The sequence below is a fragment of the Vibrio sp. HB236076 genome (assembly GCF_040957575.1).
In the GTDB taxonomy this organism is placed as follows: Bacteria; Pseudomonadota; Gammaproteobacteria; order Enterobacterales; family Vibrionaceae; genus Vibrio.
This window is the reverse complement of the sequence record NZ_CP162601.1, coordinates 2,390,552-2,416,570: the sequence shown is the minus strand read 5'-3', so window position 1 is coordinate 2,416,570 and position 26,019 is coordinate 2,390,552. Positions and strand designations below refer to the sequence as shown.

Sequence of the window (26,019 nt, the reverse complement as noted above, 5' to 3'; positions counted from 1 at the left end):
TTAAGTGGACCTCTAAAGCCTTGAACTATTGAGTATTATCATTTTTGCCTACTATTCATGCGATTTATTGGTTTAAATTGATTTATTTTTCTGTGTTTAGTCTGTAGAATCCGCCTCGGTTTTGCGCTCTATTGGCGCAATTTTATTCACTTTTAATTAGGGTAAAGGTTGATGTCAACGAAACTTGCCAATCCAGCGCCATTAGGTCTAATGGGCTTTGGTATGACAACAGTGTTATTAAATATTCACAATGCTGGTTTTTTTCCACTCGATTCAATGATCTTAGCAATGGGCATTTTTTACGGTGGTTTGAGCCAAGTCATCGTTGGCTGCATGTGTTTTAAACGCGGCGATACTTTTGGTACCACAGCCTTTACCTCTTATGGTCTATTTTGGTTAACCTTAGTCGGCTTAATCGCTTTGCCTAAAATGGGCTTCCCTGCTAGCCCGGCGCACTTCATGGGGTGGTATCTAACGCTGTGGGGCATTTTTACCGGCTTTATGTTTATTGGCTCTTTGAACTACCCAGTCGCGAAGCAAGTGGTGTTTGGCTCTCTAACGATTTTGTTTGCCTTGCTGGCGATTCACGATTTTACTGGCATTAAAGCTATCGGTATTATCGCGGGCTTCGAAGGTATTTTCTGTGGTGCAAGTGCGATTTACTTTGCTATGGCACAAGTCTTGAACCAAGAATACGGCCGTACAGTCTTGCCAATTGGCGAGAAAAAGGCGCCACAAGCTGCCACGGTAACCGCTTAAATAACATGGCGATTTTTCGCTTTAATCAAGGTTAATTGAAGAAGCTCGAGCACTGTGTGGTCGAGCTTTTTTTATTTATTTCACATTCGTTATTGTAACTGCTTATCAGCTTCGGTAGTTTTACTTGTCCATAATCATTACAAGGACGAGAGCAAAATTATGCTCAATTTTATCACGCAATTATTTCCTCTATGGGCAGTATTACTGTCATTTATTGCTTATCAGCAGCCGCAACTTTTTGTGCCATTAAAAAGCCAGATTGTGCCACTACTGACGGTTATCATGTTGGCGATGGGGTTAACCTTGACGCCGAAAGATTTTACCAATGTCGTCCGTCATCGCTGGGCGATTGTCGCGGGTTTGTTCTTGCAATTTTCCATCATGCCTCTTGCTGCGTTGTTCGTCAGTTTTCTCTTTCATTTTGATAGCGCATTAACCGTTGGGATGGTTTTAGTTGGCAGTGTGGCGGGGGGAACGTCGTCTAACGTGATGTGTTATTTAGCGAAGGGGGATGTGGCCTTGTCGATTTCTATGACCGCTGTATCCACATTACTTGGGGTGGTCTTAACGCCGTTACTGGTTGAAATCTTTGCCGGGCAAACCGTCGATGTCCCAATGTGGTCAATGCTGGCAAGCCTGGTGAAAATTGTGCTGTTACCTGTGGCTATCGGGGTGTTTGCCAACGTGTTCTTACGGCCGCTCACTCAGGTAATTTCGCCGATTTTACCGCTGATTTCTATGGTGGCGATTGTCGTCATCATTGCTATTGTTGTCGCACTTAATCAGAGCAATATTCAGCAAATAGGATTAATAGTGGCATTAGCCGTGATCGTGCACAATGGAATGGGGCTCTTTATGGGGTATTGGATATGCCGTTGCTTGGGCTTTTCACAGCAAGTTTGCCGAACGATTGCGTTTGAAGTCGGATTGCAAAATTCAGGGTTAGCAACGGCATTGGCGATGAAATTTTTCACGCCAGTGTCAGCCGTACCCGGGACTTTGTTTTCCATTTGGCACAACTTATCTGGTTCTACTTTGGCCGGTATTTGGTCGAAAAAACCCGCTTCTTCTGAGCAGAAGTAAGTGATAGCGCAGGGATCAAGCTTAAGAACAAGTCAAACCTTCTCTTATCAAGAACGGAATCTAAGTCGTTACTCTACAGGTTATTTTGTTAACGATGTTATCGAGTTTTTTAACCCGCGAGAGTGACCAGCTACTTAGTTAGATTGGTCTAAGAGAGTTAACGCGAAATAAAAAACCGCCAGTTCATTCAGAGCTGGCGGTTTTTTTAGCTGATGTCGCTAGAGTGAAGGCCCTTAGACAGGATCGATGTCAGAGGTTTTCTTCTGGCGTTCGAGGCGTTTTTCCCAATAGGTTGCGCCTTTTATACCGAGTTTCTTAGGATCGAATGTGTATTCTTCAACACCGGCTTGCTGCTGTTCTTCATAGTCTTTCAGAACCGCCAAAGCCGGTTTGGCAACAAAAAAGATAATCAAAATACCAATGATGTTAAGCCAAGCCATCAGGCCAACCCCAACATCACCCATAGCCCAAGCTAGGTTCGCGGTTTTAACGGTGCCATAGAATACCGAGGCGATAAGAACCAGTTTTAAGATAAACTTAAGCCCTTCCAATTTCACCGTACGACGGATGTACGCGACGTTGGTTTCCGCGATGTAGTAATAAGCCAAAATCGTAGTAAAGGCAAAGAAGAACAGGGCAATTGCAATAAAGGGCTTGCCGATGCCAGGCAGTGCACTTTCGATCGCCATTTGGGTAAATACAGGGCCATTGGCAGAAATATCCGCAGAAAGGTTTTGTATCAGAAAAGCACCATCAGGACCTTGTACGTTGTAAGCCCCAGTAATGATGATCATAAAGGCAGTGGCCGAGCAGACTAATAATGTATCGATGTATATAGAGAAAGATTGTACTAAACCTTGCTGTGCCGGGTGCTCTACATTGGCGGCAGCGGCAGCGTGTGGGCCAGTCCCTTGTCCTGCTTCATTGGAATACACCCCGCGTTTTACCCCCCAACCAATTGCTGCGCCAAAGCCGGCCATCGGCGTAAAAGCATCGCTAATGATGAGTGAGAATACACTTGGGATTTTATCGATGTTCAACAGCAAGATCACAAAAGCTGTGATGATATAAGCAAGAGCCATGAAAGGCACAACGATTTGAGTAAAGCTGGCAATGCGTTTCACACCACCAAAAATGATGAAGGCTAAAATAATGGCAATCACTGTCCCTGTTAGCACTTTAGCAAAGCTGAAAGTCCCCAACGTCGTTTCAATCATATCACCAGACCCGAAGGCCGCTTCTACCGCATTACCTATGCTGTTTGATTGTACGCCAGGGAGTAGCACGCCACACGCAAAAATGGTCGCAATAGCAAAGATCCAGGCATACCATTTTTGGCCAAGAGCTTTTTCAATATAGTAAGCAGGACCACCTCGAAATTGACCTTCTTCTTCCTCTTTATAGATCTGAGCCAGGGTAGATTCGGCATAAGCGGTCGCAGCACCAAAAAAAGCCACCATCCACATCCAAAATACCGCACCAGGGCCACCAAAGCCGATAGCAGCAGCAACACCTGCGATATTACCAGTGCCGACACGACCAGAGAGAGAGACGGCCAAAGCCTGGAAGGATGAAATCCCTTTTGTTGAGCTCTTGTTTGACACCAAAAGTCGGCACATTTCTTTAAAGTGGCGAACTTGAACAAAGCGCGTGAGGATAGAGTAAAACAAACCGGCACCAAGACAAAGATAGATCAGCGTTGGGCTCCATATTATTCCATTTATAAAGTCTACAAATGACTGCATTGAATATTCCCTTAGTTCAATTGGGTATTTGAGTTTGGTATTGCGATGAGCGGACAAAGAAAGGAGAGAGGTGTTGCTCAGAAGAAACGATCAGCACCTGTGAACTATTGTTTTAAACAAGTAAACGGAATTCCTTTCCTGGGTCATCATGAGATGACCGTGCCTCATGGCAATCGTTTATTGTCGCTCACGTTAGTGAGTTAAGAACAAAAGACCATAAAATGACCTTTTTTTCAAACAAAAAAGTCATAGAGTGGGACAAAGCTTAAATTATAGTTCTGTTTATAACGCTCAATCTAGTAAGACGTTTGGGCTGTTCGCTGTGATTGGCTTACCACGCCGTTTGACGGCGTGGTGAGTACTCGTTTGAGTCATGAAGGCGGTTTAAAATGCGCGCTCTAATAAGGTTAAGGTGGCAATTAACTGTTGGGAAGCTCGGTTTTTGGGTTTGACCGATAAAACGGTTTTCGCTATCCAGCGGCACTTGTTTGCAAAGCGAAAAATTTTCTGCAAACTTTGCCACTCTTCTGAGCTAACTTGGTTTTTCCAAGTCATTAATGCCGCGAGTTTACGTTGTTCAGTTACTGACGTTAAACGACACAAATCCATCAATAACAAAAAGATATCTCGTGCTTTAAGGCTAGAATTCGCGTCCATGGTCGACTCTTCAAAATCAATCAAGCTGATCTGATCGTGATTGTCGACTAAAATATCGCGCAAGGCGGGGCGGCCATGGGCAACTTGGGTATTGTGCAGGCGAGCAAATAGAGTAAATAAGTTCGCTAACAAGTCATCGGTAATTCGTTCTTCCGGTAAGTTTTTAAGCTGAACGCCCTTATCTGCCGTTACGAAATAACCTTCACCTTCTAATTCGATTTCAGGCACATTGAAGCCATTTGCACTTAAAAAGTGCAGCATAACTCTTTCGTGTTCAAATCTTTCAAAAGAGTCGAGTGTTGATTTAGTCTGAAGAAAAGAAAGAAAGCTCACATGTGAGATAAAAGCAGAGCACTTACGGATGAAGTTCGACTTGTCTTCCCCATTGATTTTAAGCCAGTAAACCTTGCTTTCATCAATGATTTTAGTCACTCCGACAGTGTTGCTATCAATGTAATCAATGCATTTTTCCAGTAACATAATTTTTATCTTGTAACGTTTAGTAACATTCTCATGGTGTGATTTATATCACATACCAATCCCTTTCCGTAGTAATTTATCTTCATTAAAAAACATTGTTTTATTACAGTTTGGCAATATTCATCAAGTTAATGTTTCTTTGTCTAATTAAATTTATTTTCAGTGGTGATCATGGCATGTGTTCAAGGCGCGCATGTTAGCAGTTTGTTGTTTATTGTTCAGTTGTTCATCAGCACAAGATTAAAGTGTACTGAGCACCAATCCACTTTATATAAATCTTTCAAATGGTTAACTATGATGATCGCGTGTTATTCATCGATATTTTATATGATATGGATCACATTAAAGGTGTGTGTCTCTGCCCATACTTGTTTAATTATGAGATCTTTTGCTTATTAAACAACAACATCAAAAATGGCTAGCGAATATGAAAAAGACGACGCTTTTATGCGCTTTGATCACCGGGCTCACCACATCAGGCAGTGTGATGGCTGAACAATTACTGAATCCTCAACAAGCTTTATCGGTAGGCTACGCTAGTACCGACATTGATACTGGCGATGACACCGGCAATGGGCTTATCGATGATCCTGCCGGCATTAACCTCAAATACACCTATCAATCCGACGATAAAATTGGCTTTATCAGTTCACTGACCTACACAAAGAGCAGCGAATCCTATACCAGTGATATAGAGGTTGAGATCAATTACCTCTCTTTACTCGCTGGCCCCACGTATTCGTTGTCTGACAATTTAAAAGTGTATGGTATGGCAGGCTTGGCACGGGCTGAGATTAAAGTGAGCGACTCTTCTGACTCTGCCAGTGATGATGAAAGTGATTTGGCGCTGGCTGCGGGTCTGCGAGTCAATGTCACTGACAATATTGCCCTTGATCTGTCTTATGAATACACTGACATTGAAGAATGGGACTTTAGCACCCTGAGCGCCGGGATCGGGTTTAACTTTTAGTGCGAAACGATCACGCCTAAACGGCTCATTTCATTGAATCATTCCCACACCGAGACGCAACCTGCAAGCGACTCGGTGTTTAAACTTGTTTTTGGTATTATGCTCGCTACACTTCACGCCTGTAATCTATACATTGCCTTTCATTATCGGTTTTAACAAGGAAACATCATGACGCTCACTACTTGGCTGGCTTTATTCAGTGTCTCTTTACTCGGCGCGATGTCACCAGGCCCGAGTCTTGCCATTGTCGCCAAGCATACTCTCGCGGGAGGGCGCGTTAATGGCATTGCCGCGGCTTGGGCTCATGCTTTGGGAATTGGTGTGTATGCGCTGCTCACTTTGCTTGGACTGGCGGTGGTGTTACAACAAATGCCGATGGTTTTTCATGCCGTCAGTTATGCTGGGGCAGGCTACTTGGCCTATTTAGGTTGGCAAGCGTTGCGCTCGCAAGGTGGCATTGCCGATAAACTGTCGTCGGGCAATGCCGTGCCTTGGTATCAATCTGCGCGAGAAGGGGCATTAATTTCGTTACTCAACCCCAAAATCGCGCTTTTTTTCATCGCTTTGTTCAGCCAGTTTGTTCACCTTGACTACGATCATTGGGATAAGCTGACTGTGATTGCGACGCCAACGCTCATCGATGGGTTGTGGTACACGTTAATGGCGTTATTGTTATCTCAAAGCCATGTTGTTTCTATGATCCGTCGCCACGCCGTGTGGATTGACCGAGTGACTGGCGTGGTCTTTTTGGCCTTGGCGGCCCAAGTTTTTATTCATGGCTGAGTCATGAGTCACTTGCTCGATGGCGTATTCAATCAGCACGCGTCTAGCAAGTGTGGCGTGATTCCGGGTTGGCCTTTTAATCGGGCTGCGCAGTTTGTATTTGTCCCTTGGGAGAGTGCATAAAAAAGAACAGCATGCGCGCGATTAACAACACCGCCGTTAAGGCCAAGCCAATGGCAATGCCCGCCCAAAGTCCTACCAAACCATAACCTTGCATTAACATGGCTGCCGCTGGTAAGCCAAAGCCACAATAGCCAATGGCCGTCATCACGGTGGGACCAAGTACGATATTCATTCCGCGCAACAGGTTTATTGCCAGCAGTTGCCAAGCATCGACCACAAAGCACAACGCCACCACCCAGAGGGACGTGTTGAGCAATTGATGCATTTCGCTGTGAGGTTCAATTTGAAACACCCAGCGAATTATGTCGGGAAAGGTCATGAAGACGCTGCACAGAATGACACTGACCAAAGTCACTAAAGTAAAGCTATTCATAGCCGTCTTTTTGATCTGATCCATTTGACCGGCCCCATAGCTTTTTCCAGCTAGGATAGCGGCAGCTTGAGCTAGGCCAAAGTTGATGTTCCAAGTAAAACTTAAACATTGGAGCAGCACCTGGTGTAATGCCAGGGCCGCAATACTGATGCTGCCCGCCATGAAGGTGGCACCAAAAATCAGACCGTTTTCCAGTAAGGCCGCAATGGCAATCGGCAAGCCCATTTTGAGTAAAGGAGTAACTAAAGAGAGTGAATATTGTTCAACGGAATGCCAAGGTGCCAGCGGCGTAAATTGTGGTTGAGCGAAGACCCAAAACCCGTAGCCGAATAAAACCAAACAAGCAGAGAGCGTGGTGCCCAGGCCTAGACCCGTGATGCCCATTTGCCAATGAAAGGCCAACAAATAACTGATGGGAATGTTGATCACTACGGTTGCTATCGACATGATTAAAATAGAGCGAGTTTGACCGTAAGTGCCAGTCAAGGCACGTAATATTAAGAGAAGTATTGTGGGTAGTACCGACCATTTCAAAGTGCCAAGGTAAGCCATCGCTATGTTTGTGGTTGCAACAGATTGACCGGTGAGTATGAAAAATGGGGCAACAAAAGACAGTGCGAACACGACAAAAGAACTGAGTATGACGCTCAGTAGCACCCCACCTTTAATCAGCTTGCCAATGGCCTGTTTTTGCTCTGTAGGAGAGTGATGATATCGCCCAAAAGCCATGGCCATTAAGTTAGCGCTACAACCGACAATACTGCTGACCACAAGGAAAACCAGAGCAAATAACGAGGCGCCAAGGCCACCCCCAGCGAGATCTAGGACACTTAAGTGTGCCATCATTGCCACATCGGTGGCGACAAGTGCCATGGATATCAGTTGCGATATCATCAACGGAATGCCAAGAGAAAGTATTTTTTGCATGGTAACCTCGGTAGAATAGAGCCCTAAGGTACGGATATCTTATCCAATGTTCAATTGACATTTCTGCCTCTTTGGTATGACTTTAAGGAATGCGAATGATGTCGCCATACCCTGATCTTCCCTTTTCTCACAACAGTCTTAAATCGTTTGAATCCGTGGCGAGACATTTGAGTTTTACTCAAGCGGCGGCAGAGCTTCACGTGACGCAAAGCGCCGTGAGCCGACAGGTAAAGCAGCTCGAGTCTGAGCTTGGGGTCGCTTTAGTGATCCGCAAACATCGAGCAATAGAATTAACCGCTCATGGCCAAGCGTTATTTGCAACTTTGAGTCAACACTATCAAGCGTTAGAGACCCTGATTGCCTCATGGCAACATCAGGAACATCAAAAAGTGGTGATTAAAGCGACCTTGAGTTATGCCACACGCTGCTTGATCCCCAAATTTAAACGCCTTAGTGAGTCGTTTCCGAATGTCGATATCAGTGTTGTTCCTGCATTGGAAGAAGATGAAGGTGTCCACCGAGGTGATTATGATTTGTTTGTGTTTAACACGCGAAAAGGACACCAGTATCAAGCGCACAGCGCATTTACCTATCTACGCGATGAGTTTATGTCTCCCGTGTGCCCACCGAACTTGTTGGGTGAACAACAAGATTTAGAGCAAGTGTTGAGCTTGCCTCGCCTGCACCCGACTTTTAATCACGAAGATTGGAATTCATGGTTAAAGAAAAACCAGATACCGCGAAATGACAAGGTCAAAAATTCGGTGTTTTTTACCCTAGATTTGGCGCTAAGTGCTTGTTTAGCTGGGCAAGGCGTCACGGTTACGGATTTGATGCTGGTGTTGCCGGAAATGAAACAAGGCTTTTTGACGTGCCCTTCTCAAGTACCGGTGCAACACAGTGCTTGGCAGTATTATTGTCACCAAAGACAGCCTTCATCACTTCACCAAAGTATCATTGAGTGGTTACAACAAGAAAGCCATAGAGAAGTTGAGCAATTGTATCAGTTGGCGCGTGAACGACACTGGCAAGGGCTTTTTACCTTCCGCTCATAATAAGCGCTGGTGAGTTAGGTATAGAAGAGGGCGCACAATGATGGTGAAAAATGTCACTTTTGGTGCGTCGTTTAACGTTGCGGAAAATGATGACTGAGCTCTCTCTTCATTTATTGTGCATTTGGTACAAATAACGTCGCGTTATTGCACTTGAATGCTGAAGTGACTGCCGTCATGAGGTTGTCGTTTGTTGGCATGTAAGTTGTTTGTCTATGGTTTCAAAATTGTGATTTTCTCGCCACTTATTCAAGGATGAATACCATGAACAGCAATAGTGATTACCCGTTAAGTGCCGTTCCTAGCAGTGAAAGAAAAGGCCTGTGGTCTATGATGTCAGTGTTACTCGGCTTTACTTTTTTTACCTCGACAATGTGGGCCGGAGGGACGTTAGGGACGGCGTTTAGTTTTTATCAAATGCTCGCCATCTTATTGGTCGGTAATGTATTACTTGGCAGTTACGCGGCGGCATTAGCCTATATCGCCAGCAAAACGGGTTTAAACACCGTATTACTTGGCCGTTATGCATTTGGTACTCAGGGCAGTAAATTATCGGACTTTGTCTTAGGGTTTACTCAGATTGGTTGGTATGCCTGGGGCACAGCGACTATTGCCTTGATTTTAGTAAAGGTACTCGAGTTACCCGAAAGTTACACTTTGCCTTTGATGTTTGTCTTTGGTTTTGCCTTTTGCGTGTCAGCGTATATCGGTTATCGCGCTTTGGAGTGGTTATCAAAAATATCAGTACCGCTCATGCTCTTTTTCATTGGCCTGAGTTTTTATCAAGGTTTTGTGGATATCGGTGGCTTAACACAACTTATCGCGCAAGAGCCAACCACATCGATGCCGGTTGCCGCCGCCATTACACTGGTGTTTGGTACTTTTGTCAGCGGCGGTACCCAAGCGACCAACTGGAGCCGTTTTGCCAAGAGTGGCAAAGTGGCGGTATGGAGTACACTGGCTGCTTTTTTTATCGGTAACGGATTGATGGTTTTTGTTGGTGCTTTTGGCGCAATGATTTACCAGCAAGCAGACATTGTTGATGTGTTACTGGCGCAAGGTTTTATGTTGGTGGCCCTTTTAATGCTGTTTGCCAATATTTGGACGACGCAAGATAACACCATTTACAACTTTGCAGCTGCAGGTTGCCATGTATTGCGCACCGACAAGCGTCGTCTAATTACCCTCATTGGAGCGGCAATCGGTACCGCGATGGCGATGTTAGGCATGTATAACCTTCTGATCCCATTTTTAATTTTGTTGGGTACTTTTATCCCGCCGATTGGGGCCATTATCATGACGGAATATTGGGTGCGTTATAAGGGGAAAATGCCGTCCTTAGAGCAGGCCAACTTACCAGCATTTAATATGATGGGGTTATCGGCTTATGTTGTCGGTTCGGCGTGTGCGTACTTTTCACCTTGGATTGCACCTTTAGTCGGTATTGTCACGGCGGCAGGGTTTTATTCGTTATTACTTTACATTGCGGCCCATAAAGCCAATGCGTTGGAAAGTGCTTAATCTGTGATCAAAATAGAAGAGTTACTCGCCATGTCCAGTTTGTCTTCTCTGCGTCTTTGTGCAGGAGCGGGCGGACAAGGCAATATGGTTCGATGGCCCTATGTTGCGGAGAATGCCGATATTAAAGATTGGCTCGAAGGTGGTGAGCTGATCTTTATTACCGGCCTTAACTGGCAGTGGCAAACTCAAGAGTTGGTGGAGTTATTTAACAGCGCGGCTCAGTGCCACGCTAGCGGGGTGGTGATGTTGATCGACTCCCCGTATTTAACCGCGATCCCAGAGCGCTTATTGTCAGTGGCAGACAAGTTGGACTTGCCACTGATTTCACAACCTTATACTTTTCCAATGGTTAAGGTTACCCAGTTGATTTCAAAAGCGATTATCGATACGGAGCACGCTCAAAAATCAACCCAATGGCTGTTGTATCAGTCGATAGAAAGTCCGCAATGTGACCCATTGGCCCTGAAACAAGTCTCGCAATTAGGACTCTCATTGGATCAACCCATCGTTGTGGCCATGATCCAGTGCTTTCATCTGGTGCAAAATGAGTTAGCGGCCGTCCAATATTTGCTTAAGCAATTTCTCGATAAGCAGGCCAGCGTATTGCCATTACTGGATTATCAGCAAGGTTGGCTGCTGTGTTTGCCGGTGTCGTTGAGTCGCGAGAAGAGGGACCTGCCTTGGCAATATTTATTAGAGAGAATGGATGCTTTAGGGCCATCATGTGTGTTGGGGATCAGTGAAGCTCAGTGCTTCCAAGACCTTTCTAAAGCGGTTCTAGAGGTGAAACAAGCGGTAAGGTATTGCCTCGCTCATGATCTAAAAATGATGCATTACCAACACCTTGGCGTCGTGCAGTTGTTTGGTAATAGCGAGAACCCAGAGTTGTTAAACGCATTTTGTCAGCGCCACCTTGGCGAGCTTTTTCAAACTAAGGATCCGGCACAAATAGAATTAAAACACACCCTCATGGTATTTTTTGAACAGTTAGGTGCGATGAGAAACAGCGCACTTGCCTTGGGAATACATCGCAACACATTAACCCACCGACTGCGCAAAGCAGAGCGGATCACAGGGATGAATATTTTTGATGCTCAGCAGCGTTTGAGCTTACAAACGGCATTACTGGTAGAAAAAACATTGATTGAATACAAAAAAGCATAATCAATTGGCGTTAACGACGGTGAATCACCGTGACTTGTCTAATGCGACGTCTGATTCACGTCATTGAGCGCCGACGAAGGATAGAACGAGGAGAAATGGATGAAAGTAATTAATGCACGCTTACGCCACCAAGAGGGTTACTTCACCATACGATGTGAAGAAGGAAAGTTTAGCGCTATCGAGCCACAAGTCGGCTGGATAGAGTCTGATGGCGCGTTAGATGCCCAAGGTTATTTAGTCTGCGCGCCCTTTGTCGAACCTCATCTGCACCTCGATGCGGCGTTAACGGCGGGGGAGCCTCGGTGGAATCAAAGTGGCACCTTGTTTGAAGGCATCGAATGTTGGGCCGAGAGAAAACCCATGTTAACGCATAGCGATGTGCAATCTCGGGTACGGCGCACCTGTGAGTTGTTGATTGCTCAAGGGGTACAGCACGTGAGAACGCATGTTGATGTGACCGACCCTGAGTTAACCGCCCTAAAAGCGATCCTGGCGATGAAAGCCGAGTTGTCTCCGTATCTGGATTTGCAAATCGTGGCTTTTCCACAAGAAGGCATACTGTCTTTTGACAATGGCAAGGCGTTGATGGAGCAGGCGATAGAACTTGGCGTCGATGTTATTGGCGGTATTCCCCATTTCGAGTACACGCGTGAATACGGTGTCGAATCGATGCGCTATGTGATAGCGCTGGCCAAAAAACATCAAAAATTAGTCGACGTTCACTGCGATGAAATCGACGATGACCAATCGCGTTTCTTAGAAGTACTGGCTACGGCCACCTTAGAAAATGACATGGCCGGTAAAGTGACGGCCAGTCATACCGTCGCAATGCACTCATATAACAATGCTTATTGTTCTAAGTTGTTTCGATTGTTGAAAAAATCAGGTATTCAGTTTGTTTCTTGCCCGACTGAAAACATTCACTTGCAAGGCCGTTTCGATGCCTTCCCTAAACGGCGCGGTATCACTCGAGTGAAAGAGCTTAGCAAAGCGGGGATCAACGTGGCCTTGGCTCAGGACTCGATCCAAGACCCTTGGTACAGTTTGGGCAATGGAAAATTGCTGCGCGAATTGGACTTCGCCCTTCACGCTTGTCATATGATGGGGTATGAGGATTTTAACACCGCCCTAGACTTTATTACCGACAATGGCGCTAAAGTGATGAATATCAATGACCGATATGGGATAGAAGTCGGTAAGCCAGCCAACTTTATTATTTTACAAGGTGGTGATGATGTCGAGGTCGTTCGACAGCAATCAGAGGTCTTGTGGTCTGTTCGACAGGGAAAAGTCATGCTTGAGCGCGCACCGTCAGTGGTAAAATCTGCGCCTCAGTTGTTCGAGCGTTAAGCTTTTTCACCAAGTGCGTACGAACTGCAAGGTTATGGGCTAGTCAATTAGCCCATTTTCTAATGCGTATTTGGCCATTTCAGCGGTACTGTGAATGTCGAGCTTGTGTTTAATATTTTGCCGATGCGTTTCGACGGTCCGCGCACTAATATTGAGTAAAGACGCTATTTTTTTACTGCTGTGTCCTTGGGCGACTAGCGCTAAAATGGCTTCTTCGCGCCGACTTAGCGGGTTGGGTTTTTTGGTATTGGGTGCAATCTGTTGTGAAAACAAGGTTTGCGTGACCGACTCACAAAAATACGTTGAGCCTTGATAGACGGTTTCGATGGCTTGGATCATACGCGTGGCGCAAATTTCTTTTAACATGTAGCCCACCGCGCCCGCTTGCATCACCTCCATGATGTACTCTCGGTTATCGTGCATGGTCAGCATCAATACTTTGACTTCTGGGCATTCGTGTTTGATCTGCCTGGTGGCATCAATGCCGTTCATCACCGGCATACTCACATCCATCAGGACCACATCGGGTTGGAGCATTTTGACGACTTCGAGTGCCTCAAAGCCATTGCTCGCCGAACCGACCACCTCGATTTGTGGCTCTTGTTTTAAACGCGAGATAAACCCTTCTAAGACGACTTGATGATCGTCGACAATCACCACGCGAATATGATTATCCATAATGGTTTCCTTCTAAGGTGAGCAATACCGTGATTTCAGTTCCGAACCCAGGCTCGCTTTCAATTTCAATTTCACCGCCAATAAATTCAACTCGCTCGCGCATATTCCTCAGTCCGATACCGCTTTTTCGCATGGCACTGCTGACGTCAAAACCGCGGCCGTTATCGCGAATGATCAACTGCATCATCGCGCCCATTTGCTGTAAGATCACGGTGACTAAATCCGCATGGGCGTGTTTTTCGATATTGGTCAAAGACTCTTGAGCAATGCGATATAAGGTTGTGGCGACTTCTGATGATAACTTGGTCGCAGGGTGGCAAAGCGAGGTTTCGACGCCAATCTGCGCGTGGAGTTGAAAATCTTGTAACAAGGTTTTTAAAGCGGCATTCAAGCCAATATCATCCAATGCGCTTGGTCGCAGTTGATGAGAAATATGCCGAACTTCATTGATCGCGGTTAACAACGCGCGTTGCGATTGTTGCAAGTGTTGTTGGCGTTGTGTTTCGCTTCGCTCTGTCTGCATTAAATCGAGATGACATTTGCTTGAAACTAATAATTGGTTGATGCCATCGTGTAATTCCCTTGCCAGTTGTTTCTTTTCATCCTCTTGAAACATAACGGTTTTATGCGCAAGTTCTTTAAGGCTTTTATCCGCTAGTCGGTGCTCGTGAAGGTTGACAGCAAGGGTGATAACCACAATCACCGCCACGGTGATGACCATAATGACAATCACAGAAAAGAAGGTAGTTTCGATGTTTTTATCAACTTCTGAGCGCAGTTTGGCCACCTCTTGTGTGATGTCTTCGACATAAAGCCCCGTTCCTACCATCCATTGCCATTCATCTAACCAAGCGGCATAGCTCAGTTTTGGAACTTCTTCACCCGTAGAGGGTTTTTGCCATAAATAACGATGAAAGCCGCCGCCGGCTTGAGCTTGCTCTAATAACCTCATGATGACGTAATTGCCACTTTCATCTTGAATATGGAGGAGATCTTGACCGATTAATTCTGACTGAACCGGATGAACCACGTTAATGCCATTGATATCGTAAACAAAAAAATAGCCATCGTTTTCTTTGCCGTAACGCAGGTGATTGAGAATGTGTTTTACCCTTTGCTGAGCGAGATCTTGCGGCAAACTTTTGTCGTGGTAAATATGGCCAATCGCATCTAGGGCAAGGTCAACACTGTCTTTTAAAGCCGATTCTTTTGAGCGAATGAGCCCTTGTTCAAAGCTTTGAATTTCTTGTGCGCCGAGGGTTTTGGCTTGATGAATAGAAATCCAACTCGTGATGACAGTAACGAGTAAAAGCGGAACCAGACTCAAAAAAATCAACTTGGCTTGCAGTGGCATTTTGACCTCGTAGAAAAAAAGGCCACCGTTGTGGTGGCCTTTTAATTTATCAATTATACGCTTAGAGCGTTAATTGAGCGATCACATTCCATACAATTGAGGAAAGACTAATAAACTCGCCAGCACTAAAATCTGTATCGCGATAAAGGGCATGACACCGCGATATATATCCGTTGTGGCAACCCCTTTAGGGGCCACGCCCTTGAGGTAAAACAAGCTAAAGCCAAAAGGAGGCGTCAAGAAGGAGGTTTGTAAGTTCATGGCGATTAAAATCGCAAACCAAGTCATATTGATGCCGAGAATGTCAGCAACGGGTGCAATGATCGGCACGATAATAAAACAGATCTCCACAAAATCGATAAAAAAGCCCAAAATCAGAATGACGACCATGGTGATGATTAAAAAGCCCCATTTCTCGCCGGGAATTTGCAACATCCACTCTTCGACTAAGTAATCGCCACCGGTATAGGTAAAGGCCATCGAAAAGGCGGTCGCGCCGAGCAAAATAGCAAAGACCATGGCGGTGACTTTGACGGTTTCTTTCGACGCATCATAGACCATAGACCAACTGAACTGTCGATAGATAATCGCTAAGGCAATTGCTCCAGCCCCGCCAAGCGCCGCGGATTCTGTCGGAGTGGCAATACCCGCAAAAATAGAACCCAGTACCACAACAATGAGCGCAAGGGGCGGGATGATGGCTTTTAAAGCCGTCAATACTTCTTCTTTGCGGCTGATATTGGGGTCTGATGGGATTGTTTGTGCTGCGTCAGGGTTTAATTTTGCATAAATAAGAATGTATATGACATAAGCGCCGACTAACACAAAACCGGGCCACAGTGCCGCTTGGAATAAATCACCGACGGGAATACCCAGTACATCACCGAGTAAAATCAATATGATGGAAGGTGGGATAATTTGCCCTAAGGTTCCAGAAGCACAGATGGTGCCGCAGGCCAATCCCTTGTCATAATTGTACTTAAGCATGACGGGCAAAGAAATCAACCCCATTGCCACCACGGAGGCGCCGACCACACCGGTTGAAGCCGCGAGCAGTGCGCCAACCAATACCGTTGAAATGGCAAGACCGCCGCGAACGCCACCAAATAAGCGCCCCATTGATTCGAGTAACTGTTCGGCGAGTTTGGTCTTTTGCAGCACCAAACCCATAAAGACAAACAGCGGCACCGCCATTAATACGGTGTTTTCCATGATTGACTGAATGCGAAAAGGCATAAAGGCAAACATGTCCATGCCTTCGGCCCAGACACCAAAAATAAGCGCAATACCCCCAAAGGTAAACGCCACGGGAAAGCCAAGTAGCAGAGCAAACAAGGCAACAAAAAACATCACGATACCTATCATGGCTAACTCCTAAGCTTGATTTTTCTGCAGTGAATGAGGGTTGAAAATTTTGTTGAGCGAGTGGACGATTAACCCAATACCACTGATGGCCATAAACAAAAATGAGAGGGGGATCATGGCTTTGATTATCCAGCGGTAGGGCAAACCACCCGGGTCGCCAGAGCTTTCGCCCAATGAGTAGCTCTCTTTGGCAAAGTCAATGCCAAACCAAGCGACCAAAAAACAAAAGGGCAATAGAAAAAAAACCGTGCCTAAAAGGTCAATGATACCTTGTGCTTTGTTGGATAAACGCTCGTAGAAAAGATCGACCCGCACGTGACCACTCGCGCGGATAGCGTAGGGTACACCGAGTAAAAATACCGCGGAGAACAGGTGCCATTCCATTTCTTGAAAAGCGATGGACACGTCATTAAACACATACCTCATTACGACGTCATAAACGACGTTCGCCAGTAGTAAAATAAACAGCACACTCGATAGCCAGCCGAGAAAATCACCAAAGCGATTAAAGGCTTTTTCGAGATAAATTAAATTTTTCATTGGTGGCTCCAAAAGTCGTGACAGCTAAAATTAAGCCGAAATGAGCACGTTTACATTCCACTGCCCTAGGTCGAATCTCACACAGTATTGAGAAGGCGCTTGCCCATATAGTCAGTTGGATTGGCATTCACTCAGTGCGTTACTGCGTTCGCTCTAACCAAATACAATTGATGCTCATTGAACGCCTAGACACGCAGTGAGCAATGCGAGATTGAAAAAGGACAGTCTTAACCTAAATAAAGGGCGCCTGAAACTCAGGCGCCGAGTCTGTCATTATTGCGATAAGCTATTGAGGTAAGCCTTAGTCGAAATATCAGTCCAAGCGCGAACTTGTTTTAGGTAGTCGGCTTGAGATTGCTGAATTTCTTTGGCCATTGGGTCTTTATCCGCGTGGGCTTTGAGCAAGCGATCATTGGCTTCACGCAGTGAGGTAATCACCTCGTCGGGGAAGTTTTTGATTTTGACATCTGGGTATTCGGTTTGAATGGTCGCCCAGTTTTTTCCGCTTTCGTGTTTAGATTGTGTGTACATATCGTAGGCTGCGGTCTTGATAGCGACTTGTAGAATCGCCTTTAAGTCATCGGGCAATTTTTCCCACGTGCGCTTGTTGACCAAAAACTGCAGCTCAGTGGCCGGCTCATGCCAACCCGTGTAGTAATAAGGGGCAATTTTGTGAAAGCCCATGCGCAAGTCCAGTGATGGGCCCACCCATTCAAGAGCATCGATGGTGCGGCGTTCGAGTGACGTGTAGAGCTCACCGGGTGCTATGTTGGTCGGTTTGGCGCCAAGTTCTGCCAAAATTTCGCCCGCAAAGCCCGGAATTCGCATTTTCAGGCCTTGAAGATCGTCCACGGAATTGATCTCTTTTTGGAACCAGCCGCCCATTTGCGTATCGGTATTCCCGCCAGGAAAAGACAGCATGTTGTGGGGGGCATAGACTTTTTCCATTAACTCCATGCCACCGCCGTGGTAGAACCAAGCGTATTGTTCTGTCGGCAACATACCAAAGGGCATAGAGGTAAAATAGAGCGTATTCGGTACTTTGCCTTTCCAATAATAAGAAGCGGAGTGACCCATGTCGTATTGACCGGATTTGACCATGTCAAATACACCAAAAGGCGCTTTGTGTTTATTGGCTGAATCAATGCGAATTTGTAGGCGGCCGTTAGACATTTCTTCAGCCATTTTGGCCATGTTTTTCGGCGCATCACCAAAAATAGGGAAGTTAGGCCCCCAGGTCTCGGCCAGCTTTAAGCGATACACTTTGTCTGCTGCATTGGCTGAAGTGGCTAACAAGGCCATCATTGCGCTCACGGCCGTGCCTTTTAATAGCACTTTGAAGTTGTTTTTTATACGGTTCATGTTTCACGTTCCTTTTGTTGTAACTTGATGGTTACTTATCGATTGCACGCTAAGGTTGCGGTAAATTGCAGCGAGTTAAAATCAGCAGGAACACCGAGGGGGATTAACGTATAAAAATGATTCGAATACATAAAGTACGTAGTTTTACGTAATCAAAAAATAGATATATATTTAGTTTGTTGTTTATTAAGAAGTATTTTTAAAAAGTTTCATCAAGATAAATAAAAAATACGTACGTGTATTTTTTAATGATTTGCCCAAAAAGGTTGTAAAATTGTGATCATGATGAGGCCATTGATCACATAGTGGTGGCTGGCAGGTTAAGAGGGAAGTCCATTGTTAGCCTCAAAGTGAGGGGGAACTCGCATCTTGTTTTTAAGGTTGGGTTAAATTTTGTCAAGGGGAGTGCATTTTGTGCCAATTTCACCTATAACCTTTAAAAGTTTGTATTAACTGATCTTTTATTCATTTTCAGGAGCAACACCGACATGCAGTATTCAGAACACCCCGCTATGTTTCGCAATAGCCCACTGTTATTTATTTTGGCGCTCATCACCATTCCCATCGGCATCGGTTTGATCGCTTTGTTGTGGTGGTACGCCAAGTGCAAAAGTATTCAGCTCGAGTTTTCTGGCAATGATTTGATTTTAGAAAAAGGCTTGCTGAGTAAAGATCGCACTGAGCTCAATATTGATGGTATACGCACAGTCAATGTGTATCAGTCTTTCTTTAATCGTGTCTTTGGCGTCGGAAAAATTGCCATTTACACCGCAGGTGATGAGCCAGAGATTGAAGTCGAAGGTCTGCCTCGGCCCCATGAGTTGCGCGATTTAATCAAGTCTCACCAAGCCGATTAACAGGGGCGGTGAGCGAGTTATACCAATCTGATGAAGTATGTGATCAATGATAGCGCAGTGATCAGGCTTGATAACAAGGCAAGCCTTTTGTTATCAACAACGGAATCTAAGTTGTTATTTTACATATTATTTTATTAACGATGTTATCGATTTTTTTAACCCGCTAGGGTGACCTTTTACTGAGTTAGATTGGTATTAACCCACTGAGACCGGCAAATGAACGGTATGTGTAGAATGAAATGGAGAATCTATGCCTTCGACAAGTGACGCTAAAGACAAAAAAGAGGCCCGTCGTATTGCACTCATCTTATTGGTGTTAATCGCCGTACTCGCGTTTTGCTTGTACATGGTGTTGCCGAGTTTGGTTGAGTTTAATCAGCAGTATTTCGCCAGCGGATTAGGCATTAAAGCCGCCGTCATTCCGGCGTTTATCACCACGTTGGTGGTCTTTATTCTTTTTGCTCTGGTCGCGGGGGATGGATTACTGGGCGAACTGCAATACTTATTGTCAGGCTTTTTGGCGTTTTTTCTTCCTATTTGGCTACTCATTGCCTGGGTCTTTTAAGGGCCCTATACCACGAGAATTTGCCTTGGCGATGAGGAGTGCTGCCAAGGCTTGCTCCCGATTAAGCGAGGCGGACTTCGATGCCTTTTTGCTCTAGTTCAGCTCGGACTGACTGTGGGAAATCTTGATCGGTCAACACCGCGTCAAACACGTCAATATCCAGAGCGTGGAAGGTGGCTATCTTGCCAAACTTTGATGTATCAGAAACCAAATAAACGTGTTGGCTGGCCTCGGCTATCGCTTTTTTAACGATCACTTTGGGCTCACTTGGGGTTGAAATACCACTCAAACTCCAAGACGAGGTGGAAACAAAGGCCACATCAATATTCATCTGACTGAGAAAGTGGGCCACTTTACTGCCAACACTTGATTGGTTTTCTTTATCGATTCTGCCACCAGTATGGTAAATCTCACTTTGACTATTGGCGGTTAAATAAGCCGCAATCACAAAATCATTGGTAATAAAAACCAAATCATTGCGATGCGCCAATTGATGCGCAATCTCGAGTGTCGTGGTGCCGGCATCAAGATACACAGAGGCGTTGTCGTGAACACACTGCGCAGCGAGCTGACCAATGGAGGCTTTTTGTTTGGAGTGTTGGGTCACTTTCGTGTCATGAGAAGGCTCGTAGCTTAACACTGTTGTTAACTGAACCCCACCGGACACCGACATCACCAGGCCTTTTTGTTCAAGCTTGGCGATATCGCGGCGGATGGTCATGTGAGAAACCTGTAATTGATCCACCAACTCATTAATGCTGATCACATCTTGGCGTGATAACAGGGCAAGGATCATTTTGTGTCGTTCAGCTGGGATCATATCTTTTCATTCCATAACTAACATATTGATATCCTAGCAGCTAAAGCGAAGTGTGTGAAGTTATGTTAATAAATGTTGTGAACGTGATATCTAATGTTCACACCCCCTGCCTAAGAAAGACAAAAGGACGGTTTGATTGTTATTTATTGTGAAAAATGCCTCTTAAGTGTGAAAAAATGATAAAAACGTGATCATTGGCACGGTAAAATAACTCTTTTAACATATAATCACATCATCAAACATTTATTAACACACTAACCCTGTGTTAACGACCAAATAATAGAGCTAAGCGAGAAGAAGGTATGGAAAAGCAAACAGTACAATCAATTGCCGTTGTTGGACTAGGGTCTATGGGAATGGGCGCTGCTCAATCTTGTATTCGCGCTGGCTTGGATGTTTATGGTGTCGACCTTAACCCTCAAGCGCTCGAAGCTCTGGGCAATGCAGGTGCAAAAGGCGTATCTCAAGATGCCAACGTCTTTGCCGAACAACTCGATGCCGTGATGTTATTGGTAATTAATGCCAAGCAAGTCAACAGCGTATTGTTCGATTCTGGTTTAGCAGCCTCGTTAAAGCCTCAAACCATCGTCATGGTGTCCGCCACGATCTCTGCCCAAGATGCCAAGGCGATTGAAGAAAAACTAAAGCAATACGATCTGATCATGCTAGATGCTCCGGTGTCTGGTGGCGCAATAAAAGCACAAGCGGGTGACATGACCATCATGGCATCAGGCTCTAAGTTGGCTTTTGAAAGAATGGCGCCAGTGCTAGAGGCCACTGCCGGGAAAGTCTACAACATCGGCGAACAAATCGGACTGGGCGCAACGGTCAAGGTCATTCATCAGCTGTTGGCAGGTGTACACATAGCGGTGGGGGCCGAAGCGATGGCGTTGGCGGCCAAAGCGGATATTCCTTTAGATCTGATGTACGACGTCGTCACGAACGCGGCAGGTAACTCGTGGATGTTTGAAAATCGCATGAAGCACGTCGTTGATGGTGATTACACACCGACGTCGATGGTGGATATCTTTGTCAAAGACCTCAATTTAGTGGCGGATACGGCGCAAGATTTACAATTTCCATTACCTTTAGCCAGCACGGCGTTGAATATGTTTAAAGCAGCCAGTAACGCTGGATTTGGCAAAGAAGATGACAGCGCGGTGATTAAGATTTTCGATGGTATTGAACTGCCTGGCGTGGAGAAAAAACAATGAGACTTGGTGTAATTGCAGACGACTTTACCGGAGCCACTGATATTGCGAGTTTTTTAGTCGAGAACGGCATGCGTACCGTGCAAGTCAATGGTATCCCAGTGGATAAGTTGGACATTGAAGCCGAGGCGGTCGTGGTCAGTTTGAAAAGTCGCTCTTGTGCGGTTGAGCTTGCCGTTGCGGATTCATTAAAGGCGTTAGCTTGGTTACAAGCTCAGGGGTGCCAACAGTTTTATTTTAAATATTGCTCAACATTTGACAGCACAGATAAAGGCAATATCGGCCCGGTCACCGATGCGCTGATGGCCGAACTTGAGCAGTCCTTTACCGTGGTTTGCCCGGCTTTGCCCATCAATGGCCGAACCGTCTATAACGGTCATTTGTTCGTTTTTGATCAGCCGCTGAACGAATCCGGTATGCGTCATCACCCGGTAACGCCGATGCTCGACTCTAGCGTGTTGCGTTTGATGGAGCAGCAGTCGCAAGGGAAAAGTGGTTTGGTCAATCATCAAATCATTGACCAAGGCGAACAGGCGGTACAAGCAAGATTGGCACAACTTGAGTCGACAGGCGCGCGTTATGCCGTGTTAGATAGCATTCACATGGCTCACCTTGATACCTTGGGACTTGCAGTGCAATCGATGCCTTTGGTCACGGGAGGATCTGGGTTAGCGGCAGGGCTTGCCAAGGCTTGGGGCGCAAAACAGGAAGCCGCACAGCCTGCCACAGTTGCTGGCCAACCCACCAATCAGCCAACGGTGATTTTGTCGGGATCGTGCTCTGACATGACCAATCGACAAGTCAGCTACTACCAGTCACTTGCGCCACATTTCGCTCTAGAGGTGTCTCAGTGTTTTGATAACCCGACTTATGCTCATCAAGTGGCTGATTGGGTACTAGAACATCAAAGCGGTCAGTATGCACCGATGGTTTATGCCACGGCGGATCCGCAATCACTGCAGCGCATTCAAGAACGATACGGCGCCCAAGCATCCAGTGAAGCGGTCGAAGGTTTCTTTAGTCAACTCGCTCATCAACTTAAAGAGCAAGGCATCGTCAACTTTATTGTTGCTGGCGGTGAAACCTCAGGAACTGTGACCCAAAGCCTCAACGTCAGTGGTTTTCATATCGGCCCTCAAATCGCACCTGGCGTGCCTTGGGTAAAAGCCGTCGATGGGGGGTTATCTCTAGCGCTTAAGTCGGGCAATTTTGGCGACGAGTACTTCTTCAAAACGGCACAGGATTTTTATCATGACTGAACAACAATTACGTGAACAAATGGTTTCCCTCGCGCGTTCTATGTTCGAGCGTGGTTATGCCACCGGCGGTGCTGGTAATTTATCGCTTAAACTGCCCAATGGTCATATTTTGACGACTCCGACAGGCTCTTGCTTTGGCCGTTTAGTCGCAGAAGAGTTATCGGTCGTCGATTTAGATGGTCATCATTTATCGGGGAAAAAACCGTCTAAAGAGGCAGGGTTTCATTTGGCCATCTACCGCCATAATATCGATTGCAATGCGATTGTCCATTTACACTCGACGTACTTAACCGCGCTATCGTGCTTACAGGGCATTGATGTTGACAACGCGATTCGACCGTTTACCCCTTATTTTGTGATGCGTATTGGCAAACTTCCGGTGATTCCTTACCTCCGACCGGGGTCGCCGAAAATTGCCGATGAACTGGCTAAGCGTGCCGCTGATTATCGCGCCTTCTTACTGGCTAACCATGGTCCTGTGATCACGGGGTCGAATTTTGAAGATGCGGTCGATAACGCCGAAGAACTAGAAGAAACGGCAAAACTGATGTTTTTGTTAAAAGATCAACCGATTCGCTATCTCACCGATGATGAGATTGAAGACTTGCAATCAAGGGGCAAATAATGACCAAACTGGCAGCCAACTTAACCATGTTGTTTAACGAATTCCCTTTTTTAGAGCGGTTTAAACAAGCGAAAGAAGCGGGGTTTGATGCGGTTGAATTTTTGTTTCCCTATGATTATGAGCCCGAGGCATTGGCGCAATTGGTTCAAGAACTCGACTTGAGTGTGGCGCTTTTCAATTTACCGCCGGGCGACTGGGACGCTGGAGAAAAAGGCATTGCCGCGTTACCTGGCAGAGAGCAAGAATTTCGCGACAGTGTCGATACTGCCTTGTTATACGCACAAGCCTTAGGATGTCGAAAGGTACATGCCATGTCTGGCCTCATCGATACAAACTACAGTGTGCAGGCGCATTTGGAGACCTTTATCGACAATGTGCGTTATGCCGCAGATACCCTCGGTCCTCATGGCATTGACATCATGATTGAGCCTCTCAACCACTATGATGCGCCTAATTACTTTATTGCCCACCAAAGGCAAGCGGTGGAATACATTCAAAAAGTAGAGCGCAGTAACGTCAAACTGCAACTCGACTTATACCACGCCCAGATTATGGATGGTGACCTCGTTCGCTTGATAAATGAAGTGTCGCCTTGGATAGGCCATGTACAAATTGCCTCAGTACCTGACCGCCACGAACCTTTTGATGGAGAGCTTAATTACCCTTATTTATTCAATGCCCTACAACAAGCACAATACCTAGATTGGATCGGGTGTGAATACAAGCCCAAAACCTCAACCCATGAGGGATTAGGCTGGGCAACGCCTTACCTGTAAACGCAGGTTTATGATTCGACTGACAATAACGATGACTGTAACCCCAGGTTACGGCAGACAATGAAACAAAACTGATTAAAAGGACAGAACGATGGACGCAGCTTTAATTGGTATTATCCTTGGCATCGTGGCCATGATGGTGATGATCATCAAAACACGTATACCGGTGGCGCTCTCAATGGTGATCGCCAGTATCATCATGGGCTTGTTTGCTGGCATGGCCCCAACCGACCTTATCAACGCAATCAAAGCCGGCTTTGGTGGGGTTTTAGGTGGTATCGGCCTTATTATTGCTTTTGGCGTGATCATGGGCGCGTGTTTTGAACGCTCTGGCGCCGCGGTACGAATGGCAAAAACCTTTGTTAAACTGTGTGGCAAAGGACGCGAAGACATTGCGCTTGGCTTTACCGGCGTACTCGTGGCGATCCCTGTGTTTTGTGATTCTGCGTACATCATTTTACATTCCCTCGTTCGCGCAATTTCACGCAATACCGGTAAATCCGCTGTTGGTCTTGGGGTGACGTTGGCTTTGGGCCTATTGATCACACACGCGATGGTGCCGCCAACGCCAGGTCCGGTGGCGGTTGCAGGGATCTTGAATGTCGATCTTGGGGTTTACATGCTTTGGGGACTGATAGTGTCTGTGCCTATGATGTTGTTGTCTCTGATTTACATCCGCAAAGTGGGTAAAGACTACTACCGAGTTCCCAACGGCGACACTTGGATCACTCGAGAAGCGGACTGGGCAAACCTAGAAGTGGTACAAGAAGCGGACGAACGCGAACTGCCAAGTAACTTCTTGTCATTTGGTCCAATTTTAGTACCGATTGCGTTGATCTTGATTGATACTTTAACGGCAAAAGGCGATTCCTTTTTCCACTCTGTGATTGCTTTACTCGGTAACCCAGTGGTCGCTGTGGGGATCGGGGTGTTGATGGCGCTTTATGGCCTAACTCGCAATATTGAGCGTAAAGACATGATAGGTTCAATGGATGATGCACTATCAACAACCGGGCTGATTTTAATTGTAACCGGTTGTGGTGGTGCGATGGGCGCGGTATTAAAAGCGTCTGGAGCCGGTCCTCAAGTGGCTGAAGCGATTGCGAGCTCTGGTATTCCTCCTTTGCTGGTACCATTGGCGATTGCGTCGATGCTGCGTTTGATTCAAGGCTCTGCGACTGCGTCTATGATGGTGGCCGCGACCATGACGTTACCTTTGGTGGAAACCCTTGGCCTTGATCCTGTCTTTGTTGCTTTGGCTTGTGCTGTTGGCCCCGTTGGCTTCTCACATCTTAACGACTCTTACTTCCACATCATCAGCCGTACTTTGGGCATTACCGAGTTATCGGATCAGTTAAAGATTTGGTCCGTGACCTCAACCATTGCCTGGGCCATTGGCGCGAGCTTTGTGATGATTCTCAACCTGATCTTTGGCCAAGGTGGCACATTGGTCGACCCATTAGTTCCGTTTGTGGCATTAGCGGCCATTTGGGGATGGCTTAAATACAAAGAACCGAAAGGCATGTTAAAAACCGCAAATTAACCCCTTTGACGGTGAGTCTGATTATCCCCACTCTGCTCACCGTTTTTTTATCAATAAAACCGCTTTGATCACGTTGA

Annotated in this window: 24 protein-coding genes; 15 read left to right on the top strand and 9 right to left on the bottom strand. The window is 46.0% G+C overall.

Annotated elements, in window-relative coordinates; all coding sequences use genetic code 11:
- Nucleotides 1–171: 171 nt before the first annotated feature.
- Both AB0763_RS10565 and AB0763_RS10560 read left to right on the top strand, forming a co-directional pair.
- Nucleotides 172–759: an acetate uptake transporter gene (locus AB0763_RS10565; protein WP_306100719.1), complete on the top strand. Its 588-nt coding sequence runs from the start codon at nt 172–174 to the stop codon at nt 757–759.
- A gap of 159 nt (nt 760–918) precedes the next feature.
- Nucleotides 919–1,842 carry a bile acid:sodium symporter family protein gene (locus tag AB0763_RS10560; RefSeq protein ID WP_306100720.1) on the top strand — a complete coding sequence of 308 codons (924 nt, stop codon included), beginning with the start codon at nt 919–921 and terminating at the stop codon, nt 1,840–1,842.
- Nucleotides 1,843–2,075: 233 nt separating this feature from the next.
- On the opposite strand, the gene AB0763_RS10555 is transcribed toward AB0763_RS10560, so the two are convergent.
- Nucleotides 2,076–3,587, bottom strand: a complete 1,512-nt coding sequence (locus tag AB0763_RS10555) for a sodium:alanine symporter family protein (RefSeq protein ID WP_306100721.1) — start codon at nt 3,585–3,587, stop codon at nt 2,076–2,078.
- Between the two features lie 384 nt (nt 3,588–3,971).
- On the bottom strand, nt 3,972–4,724 hold the full coding sequence (locus tag AB0763_RS10550; protein ID WP_306100722.1) for a lipopolysaccharide kinase InaA family protein: 753 nt from the start codon (nt 4,722–4,724) through the stop codon (nt 3,972–3,974).
- A 427-nt stretch (nt 4,725–5,151) separates the two neighbouring features.
- Between AB0763_RS10550 and AB0763_RS10545 the strand changes: the two genes are divergently transcribed.
- Nucleotides 5,152–5,694, top strand: a complete 543-nt coding sequence (locus tag AB0763_RS10545; RefSeq protein ID WP_306100723.1) for an Ail/Lom family outer membrane beta-barrel protein — start codon at nt 5,152–5,154, stop codon at nt 5,692–5,694.
- Nucleotides 5,695–5,862: 168 nt separating this feature from the next.
- Nucleotides 5,863–6,477: a LysE family translocator gene (locus AB0763_RS10540; protein WP_306100724.1), complete on the top strand. Its 615-nt coding sequence runs from the start codon at nt 5,863–5,865 to the stop codon at nt 6,475–6,477.
- Nucleotides 6,478–6,553: 76 nt separating this feature from the next.
- On the opposite strand, the gene AB0763_RS10535 is transcribed toward AB0763_RS10540, so the two are convergent.
- Entirely contained in the window at nt 6,554–7,900 is a 1,347-nt protein-coding gene (locus AB0763_RS10535; RefSeq protein WP_306100725.1) for an MATE family efflux transporter, read from the bottom strand.
- 98 nt (nt 7,901–7,998) lie between these two features.
- Between AB0763_RS10535 and AB0763_RS10530 the strand changes: the two genes are divergently transcribed.
- The 4 genes from AB0763_RS10530 to codA all read left to right on the top strand — a co-directional run bounded on the left by AB0763_RS10530 (nt 7,999) and on the right by codA (nt 12,987).
- Nucleotides 7,999–8,955 (top strand): LysR family transcriptional regulator, encoded by a 957-nt coding sequence (locus tag AB0763_RS10530; RefSeq protein WP_306100851.1) that lies wholly within the window; start codon nt 7,999–8,001, stop codon nt 8,953–8,955.
- A 261-nt stretch (nt 8,956–9,216) separates the two neighbouring features.
- The gene (gene codB, locus AB0763_RS10525) at nt 9,217–10,473 is read left to right on the top strand and encodes a cytosine permease (RefSeq protein ID WP_306100726.1); all 1,257 of its coding nucleotides are present in this window, start codon (nt 9,217–9,219) and stop codon (nt 10,471–10,473) included.
- 3 nt (nt 10,474–10,476) lie between these two features.
- Nucleotides 10,477–11,637: a PucR family transcriptional regulator gene (locus AB0763_RS10520; RefSeq protein ID WP_306100727.1), complete on the top strand. Its 1,161-nt coding sequence runs from the start codon at nt 10,477–10,479 to the stop codon at nt 11,635–11,637.
- 99 nt (nt 11,638–11,736) lie between these two features.
- Nucleotides 11,737–12,987: a cytosine deaminase gene (gene codA, locus AB0763_RS10515; RefSeq protein ID WP_306100728.1), complete on the top strand. Its 1,251-nt coding sequence runs from the start codon at nt 11,737–11,739 to the stop codon at nt 12,985–12,987.
- 39 nt (nt 12,988–13,026) lie between these two features.
- Here codA and AB0763_RS10510 read toward each other — a convergent pair whose 3' ends face one another.
- The 5 genes from AB0763_RS10510 to AB0763_RS10490 form a co-directional block, all read right to left on the bottom strand.
- Nucleotides 13,027–13,665 carry a response regulator transcription factor gene (locus AB0763_RS10510; protein ID WP_306100729.1) on the bottom strand — a complete coding sequence of 213 codons (639 nt, stop codon included), beginning with the start codon at nt 13,663–13,665 and terminating at the stop codon, nt 13,027–13,029.
- The gene (locus AB0763_RS10505; protein ID WP_306100730.1) at nt 13,658–15,019 is read right to left on the bottom strand and encodes a cache domain-containing protein; all 1,362 of its coding nucleotides are present in this window, start codon (nt 15,017–15,019) and stop codon (nt 13,658–13,660) included. Before AB0763_RS10505 ends, AB0763_RS10510 begins: the two co-directional genes overlap by 8 nt.
- An 81-nt stretch (nt 15,020–15,100) precedes the next feature.
- Nucleotides 15,101–16,384 (bottom strand): TRAP transporter large permease subunit, encoded by a 1,284-nt coding sequence (locus AB0763_RS10500; RefSeq protein WP_306100731.1) that lies wholly within the window; start codon nt 16,382–16,384, stop codon nt 15,101–15,103.
- Nucleotides 16,385–16,393: 9 nt separating this feature from the next.
- Nucleotides 16,394–16,924 (bottom strand): TRAP transporter small permease subunit, encoded by a 531-nt coding sequence (locus AB0763_RS10495; protein WP_306100732.1) that lies wholly within the window; start codon nt 16,922–16,924, stop codon nt 16,394–16,396.
- Nucleotides 16,925–17,197: 273 nt separating this feature from the next.
- Complete coding sequence (locus AB0763_RS10490; protein WP_306100733.1) at nt 17,198–18,286, bottom strand: TRAP transporter substrate-binding protein; 1,089 nt, start codon at nt 18,284–18,286, stop codon at nt 17,198–17,200.
- A 488-nt stretch (nt 18,287–18,774) separates the two neighbouring features.
- On the opposite strand from AB0763_RS10490, the gene AB0763_RS10485 reads away from it, so the two are divergent.
- Nucleotides 18,775–19,143 (top strand): PH domain-containing protein, encoded by a 369-nt coding sequence (locus AB0763_RS10485; RefSeq protein WP_306100734.1) that lies wholly within the window; start codon nt 18,775–18,777, stop codon nt 19,141–19,143.
- Nucleotides 19,144–19,393: 250 nt separating this feature from the next.
- The gene (locus AB0763_RS10480) at nt 19,394–19,708 is read left to right on the top strand and encodes a hypothetical protein (protein ID WP_306100735.1); all 315 of its coding nucleotides are present in this window, start codon (nt 19,394–19,396) and stop codon (nt 19,706–19,708) included.
- Between the two features lie 61 nt (nt 19,709–19,769).
- On the opposite strand, the gene AB0763_RS10475 is transcribed toward AB0763_RS10480, so the two are convergent.
- A complete protein-coding gene (locus tag AB0763_RS10475; protein WP_306100736.1) occupies nt 19,770–20,528 on the bottom strand; it encodes a DeoR/GlpR family DNA-binding transcription regulator in 759 nt (252 codons plus the stop codon).
- 302 nt (nt 20,529–20,830) lie between these two features.
- On the opposite strand from AB0763_RS10475, the gene ltnD reads away from it, so the two are divergent.
- The 5 genes from ltnD to AB0763_RS10450 all read left to right on the top strand — a co-directional run bounded on the left by ltnD (nt 20,831) and on the right by AB0763_RS10450 (nt 25,942).
- Entirely contained in the window at nt 20,831–21,742 is a 912-nt protein-coding gene (ltnD, locus tag AB0763_RS10470; RefSeq protein WP_306100737.1) for an L-threonate dehydrogenase, read from the top strand.
- Nucleotides 21,739–22,998, top strand: a complete 1,260-nt coding sequence (otnK, locus tag AB0763_RS10465) for a 3-oxo-tetronate kinase (RefSeq protein ID WP_306100738.1) — start codon at nt 21,739–21,741, stop codon at nt 22,996–22,998. The genes ltnD and otnK overlap by 4 nt, the downstream gene beginning before the upstream one ends.
- Nucleotides 22,991–23,623, top strand: coding sequence for an aldolase (locus AB0763_RS10460; RefSeq protein WP_306100739.1), 633 nt, complete (start codon nt 22,991–22,993; stop codon nt 23,621–23,623). Before otnK ends, AB0763_RS10460 begins: the two co-directional genes overlap by 8 nt.
- Nucleotides 23,623–24,399 (top strand): 2-oxo-tetronate isomerase, encoded by a 777-nt coding sequence (gene otnI, locus AB0763_RS10455; RefSeq protein WP_306100740.1) that lies wholly within the window; start codon nt 23,623–23,625, stop codon nt 24,397–24,399. The genes AB0763_RS10460 and otnI overlap by 1 nt, the downstream gene beginning before the upstream one ends.
- A 91-nt stretch (nt 24,400–24,490) precedes the next feature.
- On the top strand, nt 24,491–25,942 hold the full coding sequence (locus AB0763_RS10450; RefSeq protein ID WP_306100741.1) for a GntP family permease: 1,452 nt from the start codon (nt 24,491–24,493) through the stop codon (nt 25,940–25,942).
- Nucleotides 25,943–26,019 lie beyond the last annotated feature (77 nt).

Coding starts and splice junctions, on each gene's coding strand:
- AB0763_RS10565 (WP_306100719.1), top strand. CDS start 172: ATGTCAACGAAACTTGCCAATCCAGCGCCATTAGGTCTAATGGGCTTT.
- AB0763_RS10560 (WP_306100720.1), top strand. CDS start 919: ATGCTCAATTTTATCACGCAATTATTTCCTCTATGGGCAGTATTACTG.
- AB0763_RS10555 (WP_306100721.1), bottom strand. CDS start 3,587: ATGCAGTCATTTGTAGACTTTATAAATGGAATAATATGGAGCCCAACG.
- AB0763_RS10550 (WP_306100722.1), bottom strand. CDS start 4,724: ATGTTACTGGAAAAATGCATTGATTACATTGATAGCAACACTGTCGGA.
- AB0763_RS10545 (WP_306100723.1), top strand. CDS start 5,152: ATGAAAAAGACGACGCTTTTATGCGCTTTGATCACCGGGCTCACCACA.
- AB0763_RS10540 (WP_306100724.1), top strand. CDS start 5,863: ATGACGCTCACTACTTGGCTGGCTTTATTCAGTGTCTCTTTACTCGGC.
- AB0763_RS10535 (WP_306100725.1), bottom strand. CDS start 7,900: ATGCAAAAAATACTTTCTCTTGGCATTCCGTTGATGATATCGCAACTG.
- AB0763_RS10530 (WP_306100851.1), top strand. CDS start 7,999: ATGTCGCCATACCCTGATCTTCCCTTTTCTCACAACAGTCTTAAATCG.
- codB (WP_306100726.1), top strand. CDS start 9,217: ATGAACAGCAATAGTGATTACCCGTTAAGTGCCGTTCCTAGCAGTGAA.
- codA (WP_306100728.1), top strand. CDS start 11,737: ATGAAAGTAATTAATGCACGCTTACGCCACCAAGAGGGTTACTTCACC.
- AB0763_RS10510 (WP_306100729.1), bottom strand. CDS start 13,665: ATGGATAATCATATTCGCGTGGTGATTGTCGACGATCATCAAGTCGTC.
- AB0763_RS10505 (WP_306100730.1), bottom strand. CDS start 15,019: ATGCCACTGCAAGCCAAGTTGATTTTTTTGAGTCTGGTTCCGCTTTTA.
- AB0763_RS10500 (WP_306100731.1), bottom strand. CDS start 16,384: ATGATAGGTATCGTGATGTTTTTTGTTGCCTTGTTTGCTCTGCTACTT.
- AB0763_RS10495 (WP_306100732.1), bottom strand. CDS start 16,924: ATGAAAAATTTAATTTATCTCGAAAAAGCCTTTAATCGCTTTGGTGAT.
- AB0763_RS10490 (WP_306100733.1), bottom strand. CDS start 18,286: ATGAACCGTATAAAAAACAACTTCAAAGTGCTATTAAAAGGCACGGCC.
- AB0763_RS10485 (WP_306100734.1), top strand. CDS start 18,775: ATGCAGTATTCAGAACACCCCGCTATGTTTCGCAATAGCCCACTGTTA.
- AB0763_RS10480 (WP_306100735.1), top strand. CDS start 19,394: ATGCCTTCGACAAGTGACGCTAAAGACAAAAAAGAGGCCCGTCGTATT.
- AB0763_RS10475 (WP_306100736.1), bottom strand. CDS start 20,528: ATGATCCCAGCTGAACGACACAAAATGATCCTTGCCCTGTTATCACGC.
- ltnD (WP_306100737.1), top strand. CDS start 20,831: ATGGAAAAGCAAACAGTACAATCAATTGCCGTTGTTGGACTAGGGTCT.
- otnK (WP_306100738.1), top strand. CDS start 21,739: ATGAGACTTGGTGTAATTGCAGACGACTTTACCGGAGCCACTGATATT.
- AB0763_RS10460 (WP_306100739.1), top strand. CDS start 22,991: ATGACTGAACAACAATTACGTGAACAAATGGTTTCCCTCGCGCGTTCT.
- otnI (WP_306100740.1), top strand. CDS start 23,623: ATGACCAAACTGGCAGCCAACTTAACCATGTTGTTTAACGAATTCCCT.
- AB0763_RS10450 (WP_306100741.1), top strand. CDS start 24,491: ATGGACGCAGCTTTAATTGGTATTATCCTTGGCATCGTGGCCATGATG.